The 19,809-nt window shown below is 61.4% G+C and carries 23 protein-coding genes and 1 pseudogene; 9 read left to right on the forward strand and 15 right to left on the reverse strand.

Annotated features, from left to right (window positions below; translation table 11 throughout):
* Positions 1-146: 146 nt before the first annotated feature.
* The 6 genes from zapE to sdhC form a co-directional block, all read right to left on the reverse strand.
* Entirely contained in the window at positions 147-1,307 is a 1,161-nt protein-coding gene (gene zapE, locus HB780_RS23725; protein WP_183689812.1) for a cell division protein ZapE, read from the reverse strand.
* A gap of 63 nt (positions 1,308-1,370) precedes the next feature.
* Positions 1,371-1,904: a protease inhibitor Inh/omp19 family protein gene (locus HB780_RS23730; RefSeq protein WP_183689813.1), complete on the reverse strand. Its 534-nt coding sequence runs from the start codon at positions 1,902-1,904 to the stop codon at positions 1,371-1,373.
* Positions 1,905-2,257: 353 nt separating this feature from the next.
* Positions 2,258-3,037, reverse strand: coding sequence for a succinate dehydrogenase iron-sulfur subunit (locus tag HB780_RS23735; RefSeq protein ID WP_183689814.1), 780 nt, complete (start codon positions 3,035-3,037; stop codon positions 2,258-2,260).
* Between the two features lie 17 nt (positions 3,038-3,054).
* Entirely contained in the window at positions 3,055-4,896 is a 1,842-nt protein-coding gene (gene sdhA, locus HB780_RS23740) for a succinate dehydrogenase flavoprotein subunit (RefSeq protein WP_183689815.1), read from the reverse strand.
* Positions 4,897-4,903: 7 nt separating this feature from the next.
* Positions 4,904-5,284, reverse strand: coding sequence for a succinate dehydrogenase, hydrophobic membrane anchor protein (gene sdhD / locus HB780_RS23745; protein ID WP_183689816.1), 381 nt, complete (start codon positions 5,282-5,284; stop codon positions 4,904-4,906).
* A gap of 71 nt (positions 5,285-5,355) precedes the next feature.
* Positions 5,356-5,754 carry a succinate dehydrogenase, cytochrome b556 subunit gene (gene sdhC / locus HB780_RS23750; RefSeq protein WP_183689817.1) on the reverse strand — a complete coding sequence of 133 codons (399 nt, stop codon included), beginning with the start codon at positions 5,752-5,754 and terminating at the stop codon, positions 5,356-5,358.
* 312 nt (positions 5,755-6,066) lie between these two features.
* Between sdhC and HB780_RS23755 the strand changes: the two genes are divergently transcribed.
* Positions 6,067-6,471: a hypothetical protein gene (locus HB780_RS23755; RefSeq protein ID WP_183689818.1), complete on the forward strand. Its 405-nt coding sequence runs from the start codon at positions 6,067-6,069 to the stop codon at positions 6,469-6,471.
* Positions 6,472-6,477: 6 nt separating this feature from the next.
* Here the strand turns inward: HB780_RS23755 and HB780_RS23760 are convergent, their stop codons facing one another.
* Genes HB780_RS23760 through tsaD form a run of 5 tightly spaced genes read right to left on the reverse strand, consistent with a single transcriptional unit; the run spans position 6,478 to position 9,991 of the window.
* The gene (locus tag HB780_RS23760) at positions 6,478-7,128 is read right to left on the reverse strand and encodes a class I SAM-dependent methyltransferase (protein WP_183689819.1); all 651 of its coding nucleotides are present in this window, start codon (positions 7,126-7,128) and stop codon (positions 6,478-6,480) included.
* 21 nt (positions 7,129-7,149) lie between these two features.
* Positions 7,150-7,581, reverse strand: a complete 432-nt coding sequence (locus HB780_RS23765; RefSeq protein ID WP_183689820.1) for an EVE domain-containing protein — start codon at positions 7,579-7,581, stop codon at positions 7,150-7,152.
* A 3-nt stretch (positions 7,582-7,584) separates the two neighbouring features.
* Positions 7,585-7,878: a YciI-like protein gene (locus HB780_RS23770; protein WP_047466101.1), complete on the reverse strand. Its 294-nt coding sequence runs from the start codon at positions 7,876-7,878 to the stop codon at positions 7,585-7,587.
* A gap of 29 nt (positions 7,879-7,907) precedes the next feature.
* Positions 7,908-8,897 carry an NAD(P)H-dependent glycerol-3-phosphate dehydrogenase gene (locus tag HB780_RS23775; RefSeq protein ID WP_183689821.1) on the reverse strand — a complete coding sequence of 330 codons (990 nt, stop codon included), beginning with the start codon at positions 8,895-8,897 and terminating at the stop codon, positions 7,908-7,910.
* The gene (gene tsaD / locus HB780_RS23780; RefSeq protein ID WP_183689822.1) at positions 8,894-9,991 is read right to left on the reverse strand and encodes a tRNA (adenosine(37)-N6)-threonylcarbamoyltransferase complex transferase subunit TsaD; all 1,098 of its coding nucleotides are present in this window, start codon (positions 9,989-9,991) and stop codon (positions 8,894-8,896) included. The genes HB780_RS23775 and tsaD overlap by 4 nt, the downstream gene beginning before the upstream one ends.
* A gap of 84 nt (positions 9,992-10,075) precedes the next feature.
* On the opposite strand from tsaD, the gene hemC reads away from it, so the two are divergent.
* From hemC to HB780_RS23810, 6 genes and pseudogenes are all read left to right on the forward strand, one after another.
* The gene (hemC, locus tag HB780_RS23785; RefSeq protein WP_183689823.1) at positions 10,076-11,005 is read left to right on the forward strand and encodes a hydroxymethylbilane synthase; all 930 of its coding nucleotides are present in this window, start codon (positions 10,076-10,078) and stop codon (positions 11,003-11,005) included.
* 6 nt (positions 11,006-11,011) lie between these two features.
* Positions 11,012-11,737 (forward strand): uroporphyrinogen-III synthase, encoded by a 726-nt coding sequence (locus tag HB780_RS23790; RefSeq protein WP_183689824.1) that lies wholly within the window; start codon positions 11,012-11,014, stop codon positions 11,735-11,737.
* A 79-nt stretch (positions 11,738-11,816) separates the two neighbouring features.
* Positions 11,817-13,089, forward strand: a pseudogene (locus HB780_RS23795) (COG4223 family protein).
* 15 nt (positions 13,090-13,104) lie between these two features.
* Positions 13,105-14,697: a heme biosynthesis protein HemY gene (locus tag HB780_RS23800; RefSeq protein WP_183689825.1), complete on the forward strand. Its 1,593-nt coding sequence runs from the start codon at positions 13,105-13,107 to the stop codon at positions 14,695-14,697.
* Positions 14,698-14,768: 71 nt separating this feature from the next.
* The gene (locus tag HB780_RS23805; protein ID WP_183689826.1) at positions 14,769-15,254 is read left to right on the forward strand and encodes a tellurite resistance TerB family protein; all 486 of its coding nucleotides are present in this window, start codon (positions 14,769-14,771) and stop codon (positions 15,252-15,254) included.
* On the forward strand, positions 15,247-15,981 hold the full coding sequence (locus HB780_RS23810) for a glutamine amidotransferase (protein ID WP_183697423.1): 735 nt from the start codon (positions 15,247-15,249) through the stop codon (positions 15,979-15,981). Before HB780_RS23805 ends, HB780_RS23810 begins: the two co-directional genes overlap by 8 nt.
* A 13-nt stretch (positions 15,982-15,994) precedes the next feature.
* Here HB780_RS23810 and HB780_RS23815 read toward each other — a convergent pair whose 3' ends face one another.
* Positions 15,995-16,633 (reverse strand): poly-gamma-glutamate hydrolase family protein, encoded by a 639-nt coding sequence (locus HB780_RS23815; RefSeq protein WP_286203052.1) that lies wholly within the window; start codon positions 16,631-16,633, stop codon positions 15,995-15,997.
* On the reverse strand, positions 16,626-17,882 hold the full coding sequence (locus tag HB780_RS23820; RefSeq protein ID WP_183689828.1) for an MFS transporter: 1,257 nt from the start codon (positions 17,880-17,882) through the stop codon (positions 16,626-16,628). Before HB780_RS23820 ends, HB780_RS23815 begins: the two co-directional genes overlap by 8 nt.
* Positions 17,883-17,995: 113 nt before the next feature.
* Here HB780_RS23820 and HB780_RS23825 point away from each other — a divergent pair, with 113 nt between their 5' ends.
* Both HB780_RS23825 and HB780_RS23830 read left to right on the forward strand, forming a co-directional pair.
* Positions 17,996-18,319, forward strand: coding sequence for a YggT family protein (locus HB780_RS23825; RefSeq protein ID WP_042471625.1), 324 nt, complete (start codon positions 17,996-17,998; stop codon positions 18,317-18,319).
* Complete coding sequence (locus HB780_RS23830; protein WP_183689829.1) at positions 18,316-18,630, forward strand: DUF167 domain-containing protein; 315 nt, start codon at positions 18,316-18,318, stop codon at positions 18,628-18,630. The genes HB780_RS23825 and HB780_RS23830 overlap by 4 nt, the downstream gene beginning before the upstream one ends.
* On the opposite strand, the gene ppa is transcribed toward HB780_RS23830, so the two are convergent.
* Positions 18,631-19,164 carry an inorganic diphosphatase gene (ppa, locus tag HB780_RS23835; RefSeq protein WP_047466137.1) on the reverse strand — a complete coding sequence of 178 codons (534 nt, stop codon included), beginning with the start codon at positions 19,162-19,164 and terminating at the stop codon, positions 18,631-18,633.
* A 126-nt stretch (positions 19,165-19,290) separates the two neighbouring features.
* Positions 19,291-19,797: a GNAT family N-acetyltransferase gene (locus HB780_RS23840; RefSeq protein ID WP_183689830.1), complete on the reverse strand. Its 507-nt coding sequence runs from the start codon at positions 19,795-19,797 to the stop codon at positions 19,291-19,293.
* Positions 19,798-19,809 lie beyond the last annotated feature (12 nt).

Genomic DNA, 19,809 nt, shown 5'->3' on the forward strand with positions numbered 1-19,809 from the left:
GGGATACCCACAAGGCATCCACCATTGCCGCCAATCGCATAGACCCAACGGCCGAAATTGGCAATTGATTATTTTGAGAGCAGGGATTTCAATCGGTTAGATCGATAATTTCTTACGTAAACGTAAGAAATTCTGTCACTGATCTGTTACTCGGCGGCCCGTTTCGCAGGAGTCTGGGCGAGATATTCCGCGCTGCGCATCTCGAAAAGCCGCGATGTGGTGCGGTCGAACTCGAAGCCTTCCGTACCACGCCTTTCGACCAGAAGATCCTCAGGCATCGCCGCCGCCGAAACATAAAGCCGAATGGCGTGATCGTAAAGCGTGTCGATGAGGATGATGAAACGCTTGGTCTGGTTGCGCTTTTCCGGTCCAAGCTTCGGCACGCGATCGAGAAAGATCGTGTCGAACCGCTTGGCGATCGCCAGGAAATCGGCAGCACCCAGCGGCTTGTCGCAAAGATCGGCGAAGGAAAAGCGCGCCATGCGATCGGCGGCGAGCGGCACATGGATGGAGCGCCCCTTCATCGGAATATCCAGGGGCTGCGCCTTGCGGCCATGCAGCGCCTGCATCCAGGACGCATCCATCGCCATGTCGGTACGCTCGTCGATCGGCACCAGATAGACCGGCTGGCTGTTCAGCTTCTCCATGCGGTAATCGGTCGGCGAATCCAGCGTCACGACCTCGACATAGCGCTTCAGGAGATCGATGAAGGGCAGAAACAGGCCGCGATTGAGGCCGTCGCGATAGAGATTGTCGGGCTCGACATTCGAAGTGGCGATCAGCACACAGCCGAGCGAGAACAGCTCGGCAAACAGCCGCGACAGGATCATCGCATCGGCAATGTCGGTCACGGTGAATTCGTCGAAGCACAGCAGCTCGGCTTCATTGTAGAGATCAGCCGCGACCGGCAGCACCGGATCGGCCTGCTTGGTTTCGCCATTCTTGAATTTCAGCCTATGGGCGGCGATGCGATTGTGCACATCGGCCATGAACTCATGGAAATGCGCACGGCGCTTCTTCTTGGCTGGCGCCATGGCGAAGAACATGTCCATCAGCATGGTCTTGCCACGCCCGACGCTGCCATGGATGTAGAGACCGCGAACAATCTCGACCGGCTTCTTGCGCGCAAACATCCAGCCGAGAGCGCTCGACTTGATTGCCGGTCGCTTCTGCTTGAGGTTGGCAAGCACGCGGTCCAGGGATTTCGCCACATCCATCTGCGCCGAATCCACCTGAAGCGATCCGGAAGCCGTCAGCGCCTTCAGCTGTTCGCCGACGCTGATGGAATAATCGGGCATGGGCTGCATGGGGAAATATCCGCCTGTGCGAAGGGAAAGCGACCCGGACGGCCGCCCCCTTTTAAAAGAGCTTTACCGGCTGAGGCTGAGCGGCTGGCCGGACGCTGTCGAGCCATCATAGCGCGAATCGGCCGTCTTGTAGACCGAGCCGATCTGGGTGCCATCGCGGTTCTTGAGGATGATCTGCTTGCCGGACACTTCCCAGGAGCCCATCGACGTCAGCTCGCCCGCGCAACCGCGCGTGCCGCCGCGCGACCCGCCGCCGAGATTGGTGAGCGTCAGGAACATATCGCAGCTCGCCCCGCCGTTGCTGACCTTCCAACTGCCGACCATGGATTCCTTGGTCACATCCTGCGCAGATGCGGCCATCGCCTGCTGTTGCTGCGGATTGGCAGCGCTCGGCGCGTTCGACGGCGCCACGGGAAACTGCGAACCATCGCTGCCATTCGTCGGCGGTAGCTGGCTGGACTGGACGGAAGGAACAGGCTGAGCCTGCAGGGGTGGCGGTCGCGAATAGGACGTATCGTCGTTGTTGTATGCTGTGCGCTGGCAACCGGCAAGCGACAGACCTATCGCCGCAGCCGTCACTGCATATCTCAATTGCATCATCATACTCCTAATCGTCCACCGCTGACATTGGGAAACCGAGCACCCATAAAATTGGAACTAACGTATTTCACTTTGGTTAATCAAGTCGATACAGGCATAAATCGCCGGACGCCATAGCTGTGCAAGAATCCGGTGATTTCAAGGCTTAACGCGCCGGACCTCAGCCAGATAGAAGTCATCGGCCAATTCCTGCACCCTTTTGTCGCGCTTCCGTGATGGCGAGCAGCCTTGAGAGACGCAAGCGAGGTCGGTAAAAACCGCGCGAGCCGCAACCGGTTTCGGCAGCGGCTCCCATGATCACGCGCTCGGATCCTCGCAATCCAATGCGACAAACGAACGATCGCCGGCGGTTAGACCCGCCGTTCGACCATCATCTTCTTGATTTCAGCGATCGCCTTGGCCGGGTTCAGCCCCTTGGGGCAGGTCTGGGCGCAGTTCATGATCGTGTGGCAGCGATAGAGGCGGAAGGGATCCTCGAGATTGTCGAGGCGCTCGCCCTTTGCCTCATCCCGGCTATCGATCAGCCAGCGATAGGCCTGCAGCAGAACAGCGGGACCGAGATAGCGGTCGCCGTTCCACCAGTAGCTCGGACAGGAGGTCGAGCAGCAGGCGCACAGGATGCATTCATAGAGGCCGTCAAGCTTCAGACGGTCCTCATGGCTCTGCTTCCACTCCTTCGCCGGCGGCGGCGACACGGTCTTGAGCCAGGGCTCGATCGAGCGATGTTGGGCGTAGAAGTTCGTCAGATCCGGCACCAGGTCCTTGACGACGGGCAGATGCGGCAGCGGATAGATCTTCACCGTACCCTTGATCTCGTCCAGACCCTTGGTGCAGGCGAGCGTATTGGTGCCGTCGATGTTCATCGCGCAGGAACCGCAAATCCCCTCGCGACAGGAACGGCGCAGCGTCAGCGTCGGATCGATGTTGTTCTTGATGTAGAGCAGACCGTCGAGCACCATCGGGCCGCAATCGTCGACATCGATGTAATAGGTATCGATGCTCGGGTTCAGGCCATCATCTGGGCTCCAGCGATAGACGCGGAATTCGCGCGTGTTCTTCGCGCCCGCCGGCTTTGGCCAGACCTTGCCTTCACGCATCTGAGAGTTCTTGGGGAGAGTGAGTTCAACCATGGTCAGTTCCTCTCAGATCAATAGACGCGTGCTTTTGGCTCGATCTTGTGCGGATCGATGCCTTCGGCAATCAGTTCGGTATGGACGGGACGATAGTCGAGCTTGACGTCGCCGGCGTCGTTGACCCAGGCAAGCGTATGCTTGCGCCAGTTCTCGTCGTCGCGGCCGCCGAACTTGCCTTCGGTGTAGTCCTCGCGGGCATGCGAGCCGCGGCTTTCCTTGCGGGCCTCGGCGCCGTAGATCGTCGCGATGGCGTTGGTCATTAGATTGTGCAGTTCCAAGGTCTCGACGAGATCGGAATTCCAGATCATCGAGCGGTCGGTGACCTTGATGTCCGGCAGCTCCTTCCAGATTTCCGAAATGCGACGGCAGCCGGATTCCAGCGATTCCTGCGTGCGGAACACGGCGGCGTCCTCCTGCATGGCGCGCTGCATTTTCTCGCGCAGTACCGCCGTCGGCGTGCTGCCGCTGGCATGACGCAGGCGGTCGAAGCGATCCATGATCTTATCGCAGGCAGCAACGTTGACCGGCGGCACCGGGCTGACGCGGTCGATGACTTCGCCGGCACGAATGGCAGCGGCACGGCCGAAGACCACAAGGTCGATCAACGAATTGGAGCCGAGACGGTTGGCGCCGTGCACCGAGGCGCAGCCAGCTTCGCCGACGGCCATCAGGCCCGGCAGCACACGCTCGGGATTGTTGCTGTCGGCATTCAGCACTTCGCCCCAATAGTTCGTCGGAATGCCGCCCATATTGTAGTGAACGGTCGGCAGCACCGGGATCGGCTCGCGGGTGACATCGACGCCGGCGAAGATGCGGGCACTCTCGGAAATGCCCGGCAGACGCTCGTGCAACACGGCCGGATCGAGATGGTCGAGATGCAGGAAGATGTGGTCCTTGTTCTTGCCGACGCCGCGACCCTCGCGGATTTCCAGCGTCATGCAGCGAGAAACCACGTCACGCGAGGCAAGGTCCTTCGCCGAAGGAGCATAACGCTCCATGAAGCGCTCGCCTTCGGAGTTGACGAGATACCCGCCTTCGCCGCGCGCGCCTTCGGTGATCAGACATCCCGAACCGTAAATGCCTGTGGGATGGAACTGCACGAATTCCATGTCCTCCAGCGGCAGGCCGGCACGGGCCACCATGCCGCCGCCGTCGCCGGTGCAGGTATGGGCCGAAGTCGCGGAGAAATAGGCGCGGCCGTAACCGCCGGTCGCCAGCACCACCATCTTGGCAGCGAAGCGATGGATCGTGCCGTCATCGAGACACCAGGCAACGACGCCGGTGCAGCGGCTGCCATCGTCCGACATGATCAGGTCGAGCGCGAAATACTCGATGAAGAATTCTGCATTGTTGCGCAGCGACTGGCCATAGAGCGTGTGCAGGATAGCGTGGCCGGTACGGTCGGCGGCAGCACAGGTGCGCTGCACCGGTGGTCCCTCGCCGAAATTCTGCATGTGGCCGCCAAATGGACGCTGATAGATCTTGCCTTCCTCGTTGCGCGAGAAGGGCACGCCGTAATGCTCAAGCTCGTAGACCGCCTTCGGCGCTTCCATGACCATGTATTGCATGGCGTCGACGTCGCCGAGCCAGTCGGAGCCCTTGACGGTGTCATAGAGATGCCACTGCCAGCTGTCCGGCGTCATGTTCTGCAGCGAGGCGGCGATGCCGCCCTGGGCCGCGACCGTGTGCGAACGGGTCGGAAAGACCTTGGTGATGCAGGCGGTGCGGAAGCCCTGTTCGGCCATGCCGAGCGTGGCACGCAGGCCAGCGCCGCCGGCGCCGACGACGATCACGTCATAGGAGTGATCGACATACTTGTAGGCTTTGCCATTCTGAGCGGATGAGTTCGGTGCCATGATGCAATTATCCTACGAACGCGATCTTCAGAATGGCGAAGAGACAGAGCCCCGCCATGATGATCGTGAAGAATGTGTTGAGCATGAGAAGGATGATCTTGGTGATCTCGGTGTGGACATAGTCCTCGATGACGACCTGCATGCCGAGCTTCATGTGAATGAGGCCGGAGATCACCATCAGGCCCATGATGACGGCGACGAAGGGATTCGACAGCGCGTGCACGACCTCCGCATAGGGAGCGCCGGCATAGACCAGAAGGAAAATGACGAAGAAAATGAAGAGCGGGACGTTGGCGACGGCAGTCAGGCGCTGACGCCAGAAATGATCGGTGCCTTCCTTGGCGGAGCCGAGGCCGCGGACTTTGCCCAAAGGCGTGCGCATATCCATAAGAAATATCCTTTAAAGCAATGATCCCGAACCGAAGGACCGCAAGGCGGCCTCGGACAGGATCATGCCAATCAAACCAGCCGGATGGCGATGCCGATGATCCAGACCAGCGCGGTCAGACAGAGCGAACCGACGAGCGTCGCCTTGGCCAGCCTGGTCGAGAATTCCTTGCCGAAGCCATAGCCGAGGTCCCACATGAAATGGCGCAGACCACCGAGCATGTGGTGGAGCAAAGCCCATGTATAGCCGAACAGCACGAGCCGACCGACGATCGTCCCCATGATCCAGTTGACCAGTTCGAAAGAGCCCTGACCCGTCGCCGCGGCGATCAGCCACCAGGCAACCAGCAGCGTGCCGAAATACAGCGCACAGCCAGTGATACGGTGAACGATCGACATGATCATGGTGGGAATAGGCTTGTAGATTTGCAGATGCGGCGACAAGGGCCGGTTTTGTGTGACGTTCGCCATCAGAACCTCGCGGCGTTACGATACGCTTTGATCCCGGATATCTTCGGGGCAACGCATACGCGCAGGAAAATCCTGTGTGCGTTGCATCAATTGCGACCATTAATCACGGAAAGGCACGGCGACAAGCACAATTGCTGTCCGCCTCGAATTTAATCGATTCGGATCGTTCGACATCTTTGGCCCGTGAGCGGAAATCATTCCCCTGATTGACGCTTCGATATGATTTTCTCGTCTGCCAAGTGGACTTAACCGCACCCTTGCGGCATTCTGTTCTTCATACTTTATTAGGGATTTAACCGGCGAGGAAACCGCATGCGGCAGCATCTTTTCAAGGCAGCGGCGCTCGTTTTGGCGGCAGCCGCCGTTCTTTCATACTCATCTGTCTCGGCGGGTGACTATCGCCGGGAATATCGGCCGTTCCACCATTCCAGCCCCCACAGGTTGCACGAGATCTCGTGGTCGCAGCGCTCAGCACAGCCGCAGCCGAACAGAATCGTCCTGATGGACCGGCAATACGCGGCGGATATCGGCACCTATGCCGGCACTGCGGATATTTACCGGGCCGATGGCGGGACCTATATCGTCGGCTATGGCGGTTATGACCGATACCCGGGCAAGCCCGCGACACGGCTGAAGCCGCGCGCTCAGGTGATCGACGTCAAGCTTGCCGGCAATGCCTGCTCATACGAAGCCGGCGTCTGCCTGATTCGCCCGTAAGGATCGTTAGTCAGCGAGAAACCGCCAGACCGTCGTCTTTTTGACTTCGCTATCCTCCAGCGCCCGCGTCACCGGCACCTGATAGCTGGCCTGGGCCTCCAGGCGATCCTTGGGCAGGTAGGCTCGGCCCGGATCGCCGACCAGAACCAGACACCCCTCTCCCGCCAACCGCCGAAACCAGGGAATGAGCCGATCGGCAAAATCGCGATCGTAAAAGACATCCCCGGCGAGAACGACGTCGGCATCGATCGGCTGGTCCACGAGATTATCGCCGGTGAAATCGAGCGTGACGCCGTTTTGCATGGCGTTCAATCGCACCGCAGTTTCCGCCCAGGGATCGATATCGGCGGCGAGCACCCGGCTTGCGCGCGCAAGCCTCGCCGCAATCGCCACCAGCCCCGAACCACTGGCAAAATCGACAACCCGTTTGCAGGCGACCGTGTCAGGATGGTCGAGAATATAGCGCGCAAGCCCTTGCCCGCCCGCCCAGGCAAAAGCCCAGAAGGGCGGCGGCAGGCCGATCTCCTCCAGCTCTTCCTCCGTCTTCAGCCAGAGATCATGGGCTTCGCTGGCCAGATGCAGCCGGATTTCCGACACATGCGGCGGTGCCATGACGCTGGTGTTCGCACGGATGAATGTCTCCGGATCGGTCTTCAAAGCGGCCTCAGCTCGGGCGTGTCAAACGGGCGGATTGTCGAGCTCGCCCATGCGGCAGACTTCGAGATATTCCTCTGATGTCACCGGCTGCACGGAAAGCCGCATCGAGGTCACCAGCGACATCTGCGAAAGCTTCGGATTGGCCTTGATATCCTTCAGCGACACAGGCTTGGGCATATCGCGCACGGCGCGGATATCGACGCAATCCCAGCGCGGATCGTCCTTGGCGGTCGCATCGGGATGCGACAGCGCGCAGACCTCGACGATACCGACGATCTCCAGCCCGTCATTGGAATGGTAGAAGAAACCCTTGTCGCCGATCTGCATCGTCCGCATGTTGTTGCGAGCGAGATAGTTGCGAACGCCGGTCCAGGCCGTGCCCTCGCTCCCGGCATCCTTCTGCTGCTGCCAGGACCAGGAGGACGGCTCGGATTTATAAAGCCAATGCGCCATGCCTCATGCCTCCGGATTGTTGAAGACCCAATTGAACGGCTTGACCTCGACACTCTCGAACAGGCCGGCCTTGGCATAGGGATCGGAATCGGCAATCGCCTTGGCCGCCTCGATCGTGTCAGCATTGACGATGACGAGGCTGCCATTGGGCTTGCCATCCGCATCGAGGAACGGGCCCGCCATCTTCAGCGTACCCTCAGCATTGAGCTTGTTGAGATGCTCGACATGGGCAGGGCGCGTGTCCATGCGGACATTCAGGTGACCGGGCTTGTCCTTGCAGACAAAGGCAAACAGCATGATTTGTGCTCCTTTTGAGATCTAGAAAATTATTCCGTCGTAATCGGCCGCGTCATCAATTGTTCGATGGCCGTCGGGATATCCAGCTTGCCGTCGATGATCGCCGAAACGGCCTCAGTGATCGGCATATCGACACCGAGACCTTGCGCCAGCTTCGCGGCGATCGAGGCGGCATAGGCGCCTTCGACCAGCTCTCCATGCGCGGGATCGACCGTCTGGCCCTCGCCAAGCGCGATGCCGAAGCGCAGGTTGCGGGACTGGTGGCTGGTGGCGGTCAAGACGAGGTCGCCGAGGCCGGAGAGCCCGCGCACGGTCTCAGCCTTGCCACCCTTGGCGAAGACGAAGCGTGACATCTCGGCAAGGCCACGGCTGATCAGTGCCGCCCGCGCCGAATCGCCGATCCCTCGTCCTTCGACGATGCCGCAGGCAATCGCCAGCACATTCTTCAGCGCGCCACCGAGTTGCACGCCAACGCGATCGGAAGAGGCGTAAAGACGGAAGGTGCGGCCGGAAATCGCCTGCGCCAGCCGTTCCGCCACTGCCATGTCGGCCGCCGCGATCGCCATTGCTGTCGGCAGGCCCTTGGCGATATCCGCGGCAAAGCCCGGCCCGGAGAGAACAGCGATGGCATGGTGCGGCAATTCGCGCTCGAGCATGTCGGTCAGAAGATCGCCGGAAACCTTGTCGATGCCTTTGGCGCAAGTGACGACAACGGCATCTTTTGCGAGATAAGGCCCATAAAGACGGGCCGCATCGGCCTGCGCCTGCGACGGCATGGCGAAGAGGACAATACCGGCATCCGAAATCGAATCCGGCTCGGCGGAAAATTGCAGCGAATCCGGCAGTTCGATGCCGGGCAATGCCGCGTCATTCATCCGGTCGGTATTGAGATCGGCCATCAGCGCCGCCTTGCGCCCGACCAGCGTCACCTGGCTCTTGCCCGTCAAGGCGATGACGGCGGCAAGTGCCGTGCCGAACGCGCCGGCGCCGATGACCGCGATCCGTTCGTTGCCGCTCATGCCTTCGCTCCTCGTTTGCCATGGCCCAGAAGCGTTTCCGCCTTCTGATCGAGCGGCCAGCGCGAGCGCGGCTGTACATCGAGACCGTCAGGTGCGGCACCCACCGCCATGCGCTCCAACCCGGCCCAGGCGATCATCACGGCATTGTCGGTGCAAAGGCTGAGCGGCGGCGCGATGAAGCGGAAACCGTTGAGATCGCAAAGCTCCTGCAGCGTACGGCGCAGCTCGAGATTGGCAGCAACACCGCCGGCAACCACCAGCGCCGGCTTTTCCGCCGTCTTCGGAAACTCGTTCTTGAAACGCTGCAGCCCGCGCCCGATCCGGTCTTTCAGCGTGCGAGAGACCGCCTTCTGGAAGGAAGCGCAGATATCGGCAATATCCTGCTCGCTCACCGGCGCGATCGTCGTCGCCGCCAGCCGCACCGCTGTCTTGAGGCCGGAGAAGGAGAAGTCCAGCCGGGCCTCGCCGACCAGCGGACGAGGAAGATCGAATCGATCCGGATTACCGTTCTTCGCAGCCGCCTCAACCGCAGGCCCGCCGGGATAGGGCAGGCCGAGCAGCTTTGCCGTCTTGTCGAAGGCTTCGCCCAGCGCATCATCAATGGTCGTGCCCCAACGCTCGTACTGACCGACGCCGCGCACCAGGATCAATTGTGTATGGCCACCGGAGACCAGCAGCATCAGATAGGGGAAAGCGAGGCCATCCGTCAGCCGTGCGGTCAAGGCATGGCCTTCCAGATGGTTGATCGCATAGAGCGGCTTGCCGGTTGCCCTGGATATCGCCTTGCCGGTCATCAGCCCGACGAGCAGGCCGCCGATCAGGCCGGGGCCGGAGGTGGCAGCGATGGCATCGACATCGGCCAGCGACACATTGGCGCGCTTCAAAGCTTCGTCGATCAGTGTATCCAGCGCCTCGACATGCGCGCGCGCAGCAATCTCGGGCACGACGCCGCCATAGGCGCTATGCTCGTCTAGCTGGCTCAAAACAACGTCTGAGCGTACGATGGCGGTGCCGTCATCCTGGCGCTCGACAATGGCTGCCGCGGTTTCGTCGCAGCTTGTTTCGATGCCGAGAATACGAAGAAAGGACGCCATGGAAGTCGTTCGATGCCTGTTGGTCGATTGCGATAAAGCGGAAATATGGTTACGGGGACTGTCGGTAACAACGGATCAAAGCGGATGCAAACAAAACCTTTCCGGATCGGCACACGCGGCAGCCCGCTAGCATTGGCGCAAGCGCACGAGGCCCGCGACCGCCTGATGGCGGCCCACGGCCTGCCGGCAGAAATGTTCGAGATCGTCGCTCTGACCACCAAGGGCGATCGCATCGCCGATCGTGCGCTGGCGGAAATCGGCGGCAAGGGCCTGTTTACGGAGGAGCTCGAGGAGAAACTGACCTCGGGCGAGCTCGACTTCGCCGTGCATTCCGCCAAGGACATGGCAACGAAACTGCCGGAAGGGCTGGCGCTCACCGCCTACCTGCCGCGCGAGGATATTCGCGATTCCGTTATCGGCCGCACGGCGCCGAAGCTGATCGAGCTGCCGCATGGTGCGACCGTCGGCTCCGCGTCGTTGCGCCGTCAGGCGCTGATCCGCCGCTTGCGCCCCGATATCAACGTCATCACCTTTCGCGGCTCGGTCCAGACCCGGCTGCGCAAATTGGAGGAAGGCCAGGCGGATGCAACGCTCCTGGCTGTTGCCGGCCTGAAACGGCTCGGCAAGGTGGATGTGATCACCGACATCCTCGACCCCGATGCATTCCCACCGGCACCGGCGCAAGGCGCGATCGGCATTGAAAGCCGCATCGGCGATGACAGGATGAATAACCTGCTCGCCGCCATCAATGACGCGCCCACCTTCGACACCGTCTCCTGCGAACGTGGCTTCCTTGCAGCACTCGACGGCTCCTGCCGCACGCCGATTGCCGGCTATGCCGTCTGCGAGGGCGATCATATCCGGTTCTTCGGCATGATCCTGACCCCGGATGGCCAGCAGGTGCACACCACCACCATCGAGGGCCACCGCCGGGACGCCGCAGCGCTCGGCACCAATGCCGGCCAGGCTATCCGCACTGAGGCCGGCAGCACCTTCTTCGAAGACTGGACCTGATCGCCCATGCGCGTCGTCGTCACCCGCCCCCAGCATTCGGGTGAACGCACCATCAGCCGGTTGGCGGAGATGGGACACGAGGCTTTCCCGCTGCCGCTGTCGGAGCCGATGCACGACGTCGATGCTGCCCGGCAGGCGCTGTCGGATACGCAAGATGCGATTGCCATCACCAGCGCCGAAGCGATCCGCGCACTTGCCGGGCTGGGCCAAAGTCTCGCGCCTCATCTCGACCGCCCGCTTTTCGCGGTCGGCAAGGCGACGGCGAAAAAAGCAAGAAACCTTGGCTTCACTCATGTCCTTACCTCCGAAGGCGGCGGCATCGAACTCGCGGAGCTGATTGCCCGCAACCGGACCAGCACGCAGCAGCCCCTGCTCTATCTCGCCGGCTTGCCCCGCGCTGCGGGTTTTGAAACAAGGCTGACGGAATTAAACATCCCGCTGCGGACGGTGGAATGCTACCATATGCTGGATATCACCCCCGACGATGCCGCCCTTCGCAAACTTTTTGTCGATACCCGCGCCGACGCCGTACTCCTCTATTCGCGCCAGACGGCGCTGCGTTTTTTCAGCCTGTCCTTTCTGCGGCAACGCCCGGATGTCCTTGCTCCGACACGGTTCCTCTGCCTCAGCGAAACGATCGCCGATGCCGTCCCGGCTTTGCTGCGCGCACATGTGGATATTGCCGACATGCCGGATGAAGACAGTCTTCTGGCGCTCCTGACGGCGGAGTAAGGCCTCAATTTTGATCTAAGCTCTTTCCATATTCGACTTGTCTGTCTAACCTCGCTGCAGCGCATGAAAAGAGGACCTCATGGTATCGCGAAAAACGCCAAACCATTCGAAGCCCAACGACGAGCCGGTCACGATCGACCTGGAAGCAGAGAAGTCCGTGCAAGCCGCGGCTTCCAATGACATGACCGAGCCCAATCATAGCGAACCCGGCAGTTCCTCCGCCAATGAAGTGGAGATGCCACTGGAGACCGAGCGGGAGCCACTGCGCTCCGAAGCAGGTGAGCCCGTCGCGGAAGCAGCGGAGGAAAAGCTCAAAGCCGAGCTCGACCGGGAAGCTGAAGCCTACTCTTTCAATAGCGAACAGCCCGCAGCACCCCAGCGGCAACAGGGCTCAACTTCGGGCCTGATCGCCGCCGGCATCGTCGGCGGCCTGATCTCCCCTCATCTGCGTCGGCGCGATCCAGTATGCAGGCCTCCTACCCGGCGGCAGGGCGGCTAAAGATACGTCCGCCGACATTGCCGCGCTCACCGCCGAAATCGACGGGCTGAAGCAGACAGTTTCCAATCTCGCCGCCGCGCCCGCAGCAGCGCCTGATACGACGCTGACCGCCCGTATCGCGGCCCTCGAGACAGCCGCCGCCAACAACCCGACGGCCGGTGGATCATCCGCAGCAGGCAGTGGCGAGGCCGATCAGAAGATCGCAGCACTGAGCACCGAGGTCGGTCAGCTGAAGGCAAGCCTCGACCAGGCGACGCAAAGCCGGACTTCGGCCGATGCCGATGTCAGCAAGCGTCTCGACGACGCCGAGAAGAAGCTGAGCGAGCCGAGCCAGGAGAGCGCCGTTGCCCGCGCCATCGCGGCGGCCGCACTGAAGGCGGCGATCGATCGTGGTGGTCCCTTCCAGCCCGAGCTAGACACCTTCGCCAATGTCGCGCCGGACGATCCGGCCGTCGCCGATCTCAAGAATTTCGCCCAGACCGGCATTCCATCCCGCGCCGATCTCATTCGCCAGGTTTCCGACGTCACGACCGCGATCGTCGCCTCGACGCAACAGGACGATCCGAACCAGAACTGGAGCGACCGGCTGCTGTCGGGCGCCAAATCGCTGGTGCAGGTGCGCCCGGTCGGCAATGTCTCCGGCGATAGTGTCGATGCCGTTGCCGCCCGCTTCGAGGACAAGGTGAAGAATGGCGACCTGCCCGGCGCCATCACCGAGTGGAACAACCTGCCGGATGCCGCCAAATCGGCTTCCGCCGCTTTCAAGCAATCGCTGGGGGCCCGCGTCCGCGTCGAGGATCTGGTCGGCGAAGCGCTGTCGAAGGCGATCGCCAACACCGGAAAACAGAACTGAGGACGGAGCACGAGAATGATCAGACTGCTTATCTTCGTCCTCCTCGTCCTGGTGCTCGGCTTTGGCTTTTCCTGGCTCGCGGATCGCCCCGGCGATCTCTCGCTGGTCTGGGAAGGTCAGCTTTACCAGGCCAAGCTGATTGTTGCCGCCGGCATCCTGATCGCGCTGATTGCCGCCGCCATGATCATCTGGTGGTTCATCCGGCTGATCTGGAGCTCGCCGCATTCCGTCACCCGCTATTTCCGCGCCCGCAAGCGTGATCGCGGCTATCAGGCGCTGTCGACGGGGCTGATCGCCGCCGGTGCCGGCAATGCGCTGCTCGCCCGCAAGATGGCGGCGCGCACGCGCGGCCTGATCCGCGCCGACCAGGAACCGCTGATCAATCTGCTTGAAGCGCAGGCCGCCCTGATCGAAGGCAGGCATGACGAAGCGCGCCAGAAATTCGAGCTGATGGCCAACGACCCGGAAACCCGCGAGCTCGGCTTGCGCGGTCTCTATCTCGAAGCCAAACGCCTCGGCGCCAATGAGGCCGCACGGCAATATGCCGAAAAGGCCGCCGATCACGCCCCCTATTTGCCCTGGGCGGCGCAGGCTACGCTGGAATATCGCAGCCAAGCCGGCAACTGGGACGACGCCATCAAGCTTCTCGACCAGCAGAAGGTGGCCCACGTCGTCGACAAGGAGACCGCCAATCGCCAGCGCGCCGTACTCCTGACCGCGCGCGCCAACGACAAGCTGGAAAGCAACCCAGCCGGCGCCCGCGACGATGCGCTCGCGGCACTGAAGCTGGCCGCCGATTTCGTCCCCGCCGCACTGACGGCCGCCAAGGCATTGTTCCGTGAAGACAAGGTCCGCAAGGCCGCATCGGTTCTTGAACAGGTCTGGAAGGCAAAGCCGCATCCGGAGATCGGCAAGGCCTATGTCCGCGCCCGCAGCGGCGACAGCGTCACCGATCGCCTGAAGCGCGCTGAGCGGCTGGAAGCGATCCGCCCGAACAATGTCGAGGCCCTGCTCGTCACCGCAAAGGCAGCGCTCGACGCCCATGACTTCGCCAAGGCCCGCGCCAAGGCCGAGGCGGCGGCCCGAATCGACGCCCGCGAGGGTGCCTTCCTGCTGCTGGCCGATATCGAGGAGGCCGAGACCGACGATCAGGGCCGTGTCCGCCACTGGATGGCGCAGGCGCTGCGCGCGCCGCGCGATCCGGCCTGGGTGGCCGATGGTTTCGTCTCCGACAAATGGCTGCCGCTTTCGCCCATCACCGGCCGGCTCGATGCCTTCGAATGGAAGGCGCCCTTCGGCCAGATCGAGGGGCCGCTGGAAGAAGGCACAGCCGTTTCGGTCGATGCCGCGCTGAAGTCGCTGCCGCCAATGCGAGAGACCGCTCCCGCAACCGCTACGGCAAAACCGCCTTCACCAATAGTTGCATCGCCGGCCGCCAGCACCTCTGTTATAGAACTGGAACCGACCGTAGCGAAGCCGGCGACGGCCGCAGTCGAGCCGGCGAAGGAGCCCGAGCCAAAGCCCTTTTTCGGCGGCGCGCCAGATGATCCGGGTGTAAAAAATCGAGAACTTGAATCGGACCCCAAGACACGGCTCAAGTTGTTCTAGGGCATGATCCCAAGAAGCGCGTTGCGCTTTCCGGACCAGATCGTGCTCAGTTGCTCTAAGAATGGAACCGAATGTTTGAACGCTTTCAGGAATTTTTCCATAGCCTGACGAAAGACCACTCCAAATCCGGTTTTGCCCCCGACGACCCGCGCATCGCGGTGGCGGCTCTCTGCATCCAGGTGATGGAAGCGGACGGCAAGATCGAGGACAGCGAGAAGAAGCGGCTTCGCAAGCTGTTGAAGGAGCAATACGGTCTCGAGGGCCGCCAGCTCGACGCGCTGATCGCCGCCGGCCAGGAGGCCGAGAGCGAGGCGGTGGATTATTACCGCTTCACCTCCGACCTGAAACGCCACCTGAATGGCGAGCAGCGCCTCGAACTCCTCGGCATCCTCTGGGATATCGTCTACGCCGATGGCGAGCGCAGCGAGATGGAGGACCACGCGATCTGGCGGATCGCCGATCTCATGGGCATCTCCGATCGCGAGCGCATCGTGAAGCGGCAGGAGGCGGCTGCCCGCGCGCCCGGCCACGCGATGGAGACAGGCGATGATGATTGAGACGCCAAGGAGCGGCACGCATCGCCGCCCCGTCCTGATCGTGCTGCACCAGGAGCGCTCCAGCCCCGGCCGCGTCGGTCAGATGCTTCTCGAAAAAGGCTACGACCTCGATGTCCGCCGTCCGGTCCTCGGTGAAGGACTGCCGACGACGCTGGAAGGTCACGCGGGCGCGGTGGTCTTCGGCGGGCCGATGAGCGTCAACGACCCCGACGGTTTCGTCAAGGCGGAGATCGACTGGCTTGACGTGCCGCTCAAGGAAAACCGCCCCTATCTCGGCATCTGTCTCGGCGCGCAAATGCTCGCCCGTCACCTCGGCGCCAAGGTGAAGGCGCGCGACGACGGCAAGACCGAAATCGGCTGGTACCCGCTGCAGCCGACGGAAAGGGGCCGGCTGCTGATGCGCCGTTGGCCACAAATGGTCTATCACTTCCACCACGAAGGCTTCGAGCTGCCACGCGGAGCCGAACTACTGGCAACTGGCGAGACCTATCCCAACCAGGCTTACCGCTATGGCGCCAACGCCTGGGGCCTGCAGTTCCACGCCGAACTCACGCGCGCCATGATGCAGCGCTGGGTCGTGCATGGCGAACACCGCTTCTGTGCTCCGAACGCCCAGCAGGGCCGCGAGCATCTGGAAGGCCGCATGATCTTCGACGCGGCCCTGAAAGCCTGGCTCTCCGAATTCCTCGACATGGTGTTCGAGGGCAAGCAGGCGATGGCGGCTTGAGCTGCCCGATACCTCAGCCTGCTTCCAACATCGTCGCGTATCGGCTGATCGCTTCACGCACGGATGTGGCATAGTGCCTTAGCTGTTCACTATCGGCAGCAAGCTCGTCCCTCAACGCTCTTGGGATTTCGATCTGAACGCCCGCATTTCGCTTGCCCTGGTTGCATATATTACGGACGCCTATACCGGCGAGAGGCTCTCCCTTCACCCTCGCAACGACCGCGAATCCACCCTCTGACAAAGCCTCAACGATTAGGTCACGAAGAACCACATCAAGGCCTCCGACCCAGGATGTTTCCAGATCGTCCCCATTTGCTCGACCATGAATGGCAACCACAATCAAGGCTGCTGAAACCAGAGCAAGCGCCTTCGGTTCACGAAAACATTCCGAAGTGATGTGCAGCTCATGATGCGGCCGGCCCTCTCTCAACCCCTCGAAGCAATAGGCGGAAAAACTACCGGACGCTATTTCCAGCGTAATCTCCGACGTCGTGGGCTCGATATATCCCCCATGAGGCGCAATCACCGCCACCAGCGACGACTTATCCTCCATGCGGATACGATAATCGACGCCTTCGGTCTCCTGCTCCTGCAACGCCGGGAATGATCTATACCAATCCGACTGCTCTCCCATCTTTATGACCTCACCCAATCTTCGGCTCGTCCTCGCGCTCCGGTGCGTTCAAACTATCAATTCTGCGCAGTTGCGGGAAGCCCGCCGCCCAGATGACCGCAACCGCCAGCGTGCCGATGCCGCCGATCACGACGGCCGGGATGGCGCCGAAATAATGTGCCATGGTGCCGGCGCGGAATTCGCCGAGCTCGTTCGAGGCGCCGACAAAGACCATGTTGACGGCGTTGACGCGGCCGCGCACGTGGTCGGGCGTCCAGAGCGTGATCAGGGTCTCGCGGACATAGACCGAGATCAGGTCGGACGCGCCCATGATCGCAAGGGCTGCTATCGACAGCCACGGCGTATGCGAGATGCCGAAGATCAGCGTTCCCAGGCCGAACATACCAACGCCGATGAACATGCAGATCCCTGCCCGATGCCGGATGGGATAGGTCGCCAGGAACAGGCCCATGGCGATGGCGCCGAAGCTCGGTGCCGCGCGCAGGAGGCCGAGGCCCCAGGGACCAAGCGTCAGAATATCGCGGGCAAAGATCGGCATCAGCGCCACGGCGCCACCGAGCAGCACGGCGAAAAGGTCGAGCGAGACAGCACCCAGCACCACCTTCTCCGACCAGATGAAACGGAAGCCGGCGAGGATCTCATTCAGGCTCTTCGCTTCGTGCGCGACGCGCTGCTGCGGCTTCGGGATCAGGAAGGTGAGCATCGAGCCGGCGGCAAAGAAGAACACAGCAACCGTGTAGGAGACGCTGGGACCGATGCCATAAAGCAGGCCACCGGCGACCGGGCCAAGAATGGCGGCGGCGTCCCAGGACATGGAATTCCAGGTCACCGCATTCGAAAGATCCGCGGGCGGGATGAGATTGGGGGCGAGCGACTGCAAGGCTGGCGACATGAAAGCGCGCTCGACACCAAAGACAGCAAGGATCAGGAAGACCAGCAGCGGCGTAAAAATGCCGGTGACGGTCAGAAACAACAGCGCGGCCGTGCAGATCGTGCCGACGAGGATGCAAATGGCGGCGATCATGCGCCTGTTGTAACGGTCGGCCACCGTGCCGGTCACCAGGATCAGAAGTAGCGACGGCAGGAACTGCACCAGACCGATCAGGCCGAGATAGATCGGTTGGCCGGTATGCTCATACATTTGCCAGCCGACGGAAACGCTGACGACCTGCGTGGCGAACGCGGTCAGAAAACGGGCAAAGAAGAAATAGGTGTAGGCGATATGCCGGAACGCGGCAAATCTGTCTCCGCTGGCAACCAACGACATATGTGAGACTTTCCGACCGGAGCAATGGCGCAGAACGCGCTGGCTCGGCCTGTTAGGCATGATTCAGCCTGTGTCAAAGCATGGGGCTTGCTCGTTAAGTCGCCAATGTCTACATGTCTGTCAACCACGAAATGGAGACGGACATGCTCGCCTTATTTCAAACCATTGATCTGGCTTTGAATCTTTATACCTGGGTGCTGATCGCCAGCGCCATTTTCTCTTGGCTCTATGCTTTTAACGTCATTAATTCGAGCAATCAGTTCGTCAACTCGGTCGGAAGCTTCCTGTACGCAGTCACTGAACCGGCGCTGCGCCCGATCCGTCGCGTGCTGCCCAATCTCGGCGGCATCGATATTTCGCCGATCATCCTGCTTCTGCTCATCTTCTTCGTCCGCTCGCTGATGTGGAATTCGCTGTACCCGCTCTTCGTTCGGTGAACGACGCCTGGCAGGCTTTTGCCGATCATGTGAGACTATCGGTCCGGCTCACGCCCAATGGCGGGCGTGACGCCGTCGATGGCATCGAGACTGGTGCCGATGGCGAGGCCTATCTCAAGGCCCGCGTGTCTGCCGTGCCGGAAAAAGGCAAGGCCAACAAGGCGCTGATCGCCCTGCTGGCCAAGAGCATCGGCATGCCAAAATCCTCGCTCAACCTGATTTCCGGCGACACCGCACGCAAAAAAATCCTCCGGATCGATGGCGACCCGGAGGACTTGATAGGCAGGCTGAACGCTATAGTGAAGGACTGATCACTTCGCCTTCTTGGCGCGCTCAATGGCTTCAAGAATGAGCTCACCAGCTTCCTTGGAGCCGCCCCAGCCATAGATCTTCACCCACTTGCCGGGCTCCAGATCCTTGTAGTGCGCGAAGAAATGCTCGATCTGCTTCAGCGTGATCTCCGGCAGGTCGGTATGTTCCTTGACCTTCTCGTAACGCAGCGTCAGCTTCGGCGAGGGAACGGCAATGATTTTTTCGTCCTTGCCGGAATTATCTTCCATTTTCAGCACGCCGATCGGGCGAACATTGATGACGCAGCCCGGCACCAGCGGACGGGTGCTGGCGATCAGCACGTCGATCGGGTCGCCGTCTTCGGAAAGCGTGTGGGGGACAAAGCCGTAATTGCCCGGATAGGTCATCGGCGTGTAGAGGAAACGGTCGACGACCAGCGTGCCGGCCTCCTTGTCCATTTCGTACTTGATCGGGTGACCGCCGACCGGAACTTCAACGATGACGTTGACGTCTTCGGGCGGGTTCTTGCCAATGGAAATCGCGTCGATGCGCATGCATGTCCCCTAAATATTAAGGATGGTTACCGCAAGCCAGATAATCGGAATCATTCTGCAACGCAACAATGCATTGGTAGAGTGCGGGATTTTATCGGGGATCGTAGCCAGCGCAACGCGGCCTCATCAAGACCAAACGAAGCCGATCTTCTTGATCTGCTTGCGGTCGAAGGTCTCGACGCCCTCGCAGAAATCCGCACCACCCTGGCCGCGATAGAAGCGGTCGGCATTCTCGTTTTCCTCAAGGCACCAGACGACAAGACCCTTGCAGCCGAGCGACTTCAGCAGCCGGCGCGCCTCGCCGAACAGCAGCCGGCCAAGGCCAATGCCCTGATATTCCGGACGAAGATAGAGTTCGTAGATCTCGCCTTCCTGCGGCAGCGCGCGGGCGCGATTGAGGCCGAGGGTCGCATAGCCGGCAATCTCGCCGGCGACATCGAGAACCAGAAGCGTTGCCGGGCCGCTGGTCGCCTTGCGCCACCAGCTTTCACCGCGCCGTTCGATCATCTGGCTCAGCGCGCGATGCGGAATGATGCCGGAATAGGTGTACTGCCACGACTGGCGGTGCACCTCCGATATGGCTCGGGCATCATGCGGTTCTGCCCGCCGAACATCAATCGACAACGTCTTCATAACGTTTACTCT

This window comes from Rhizobium lusitanum, from assembly GCF_014189535.1.
Lineage (GTDB): Bacteria > Pseudomonadota > Alphaproteobacteria > Rhizobiales > Rhizobiaceae > Rhizobium > Rhizobium lusitanum_C.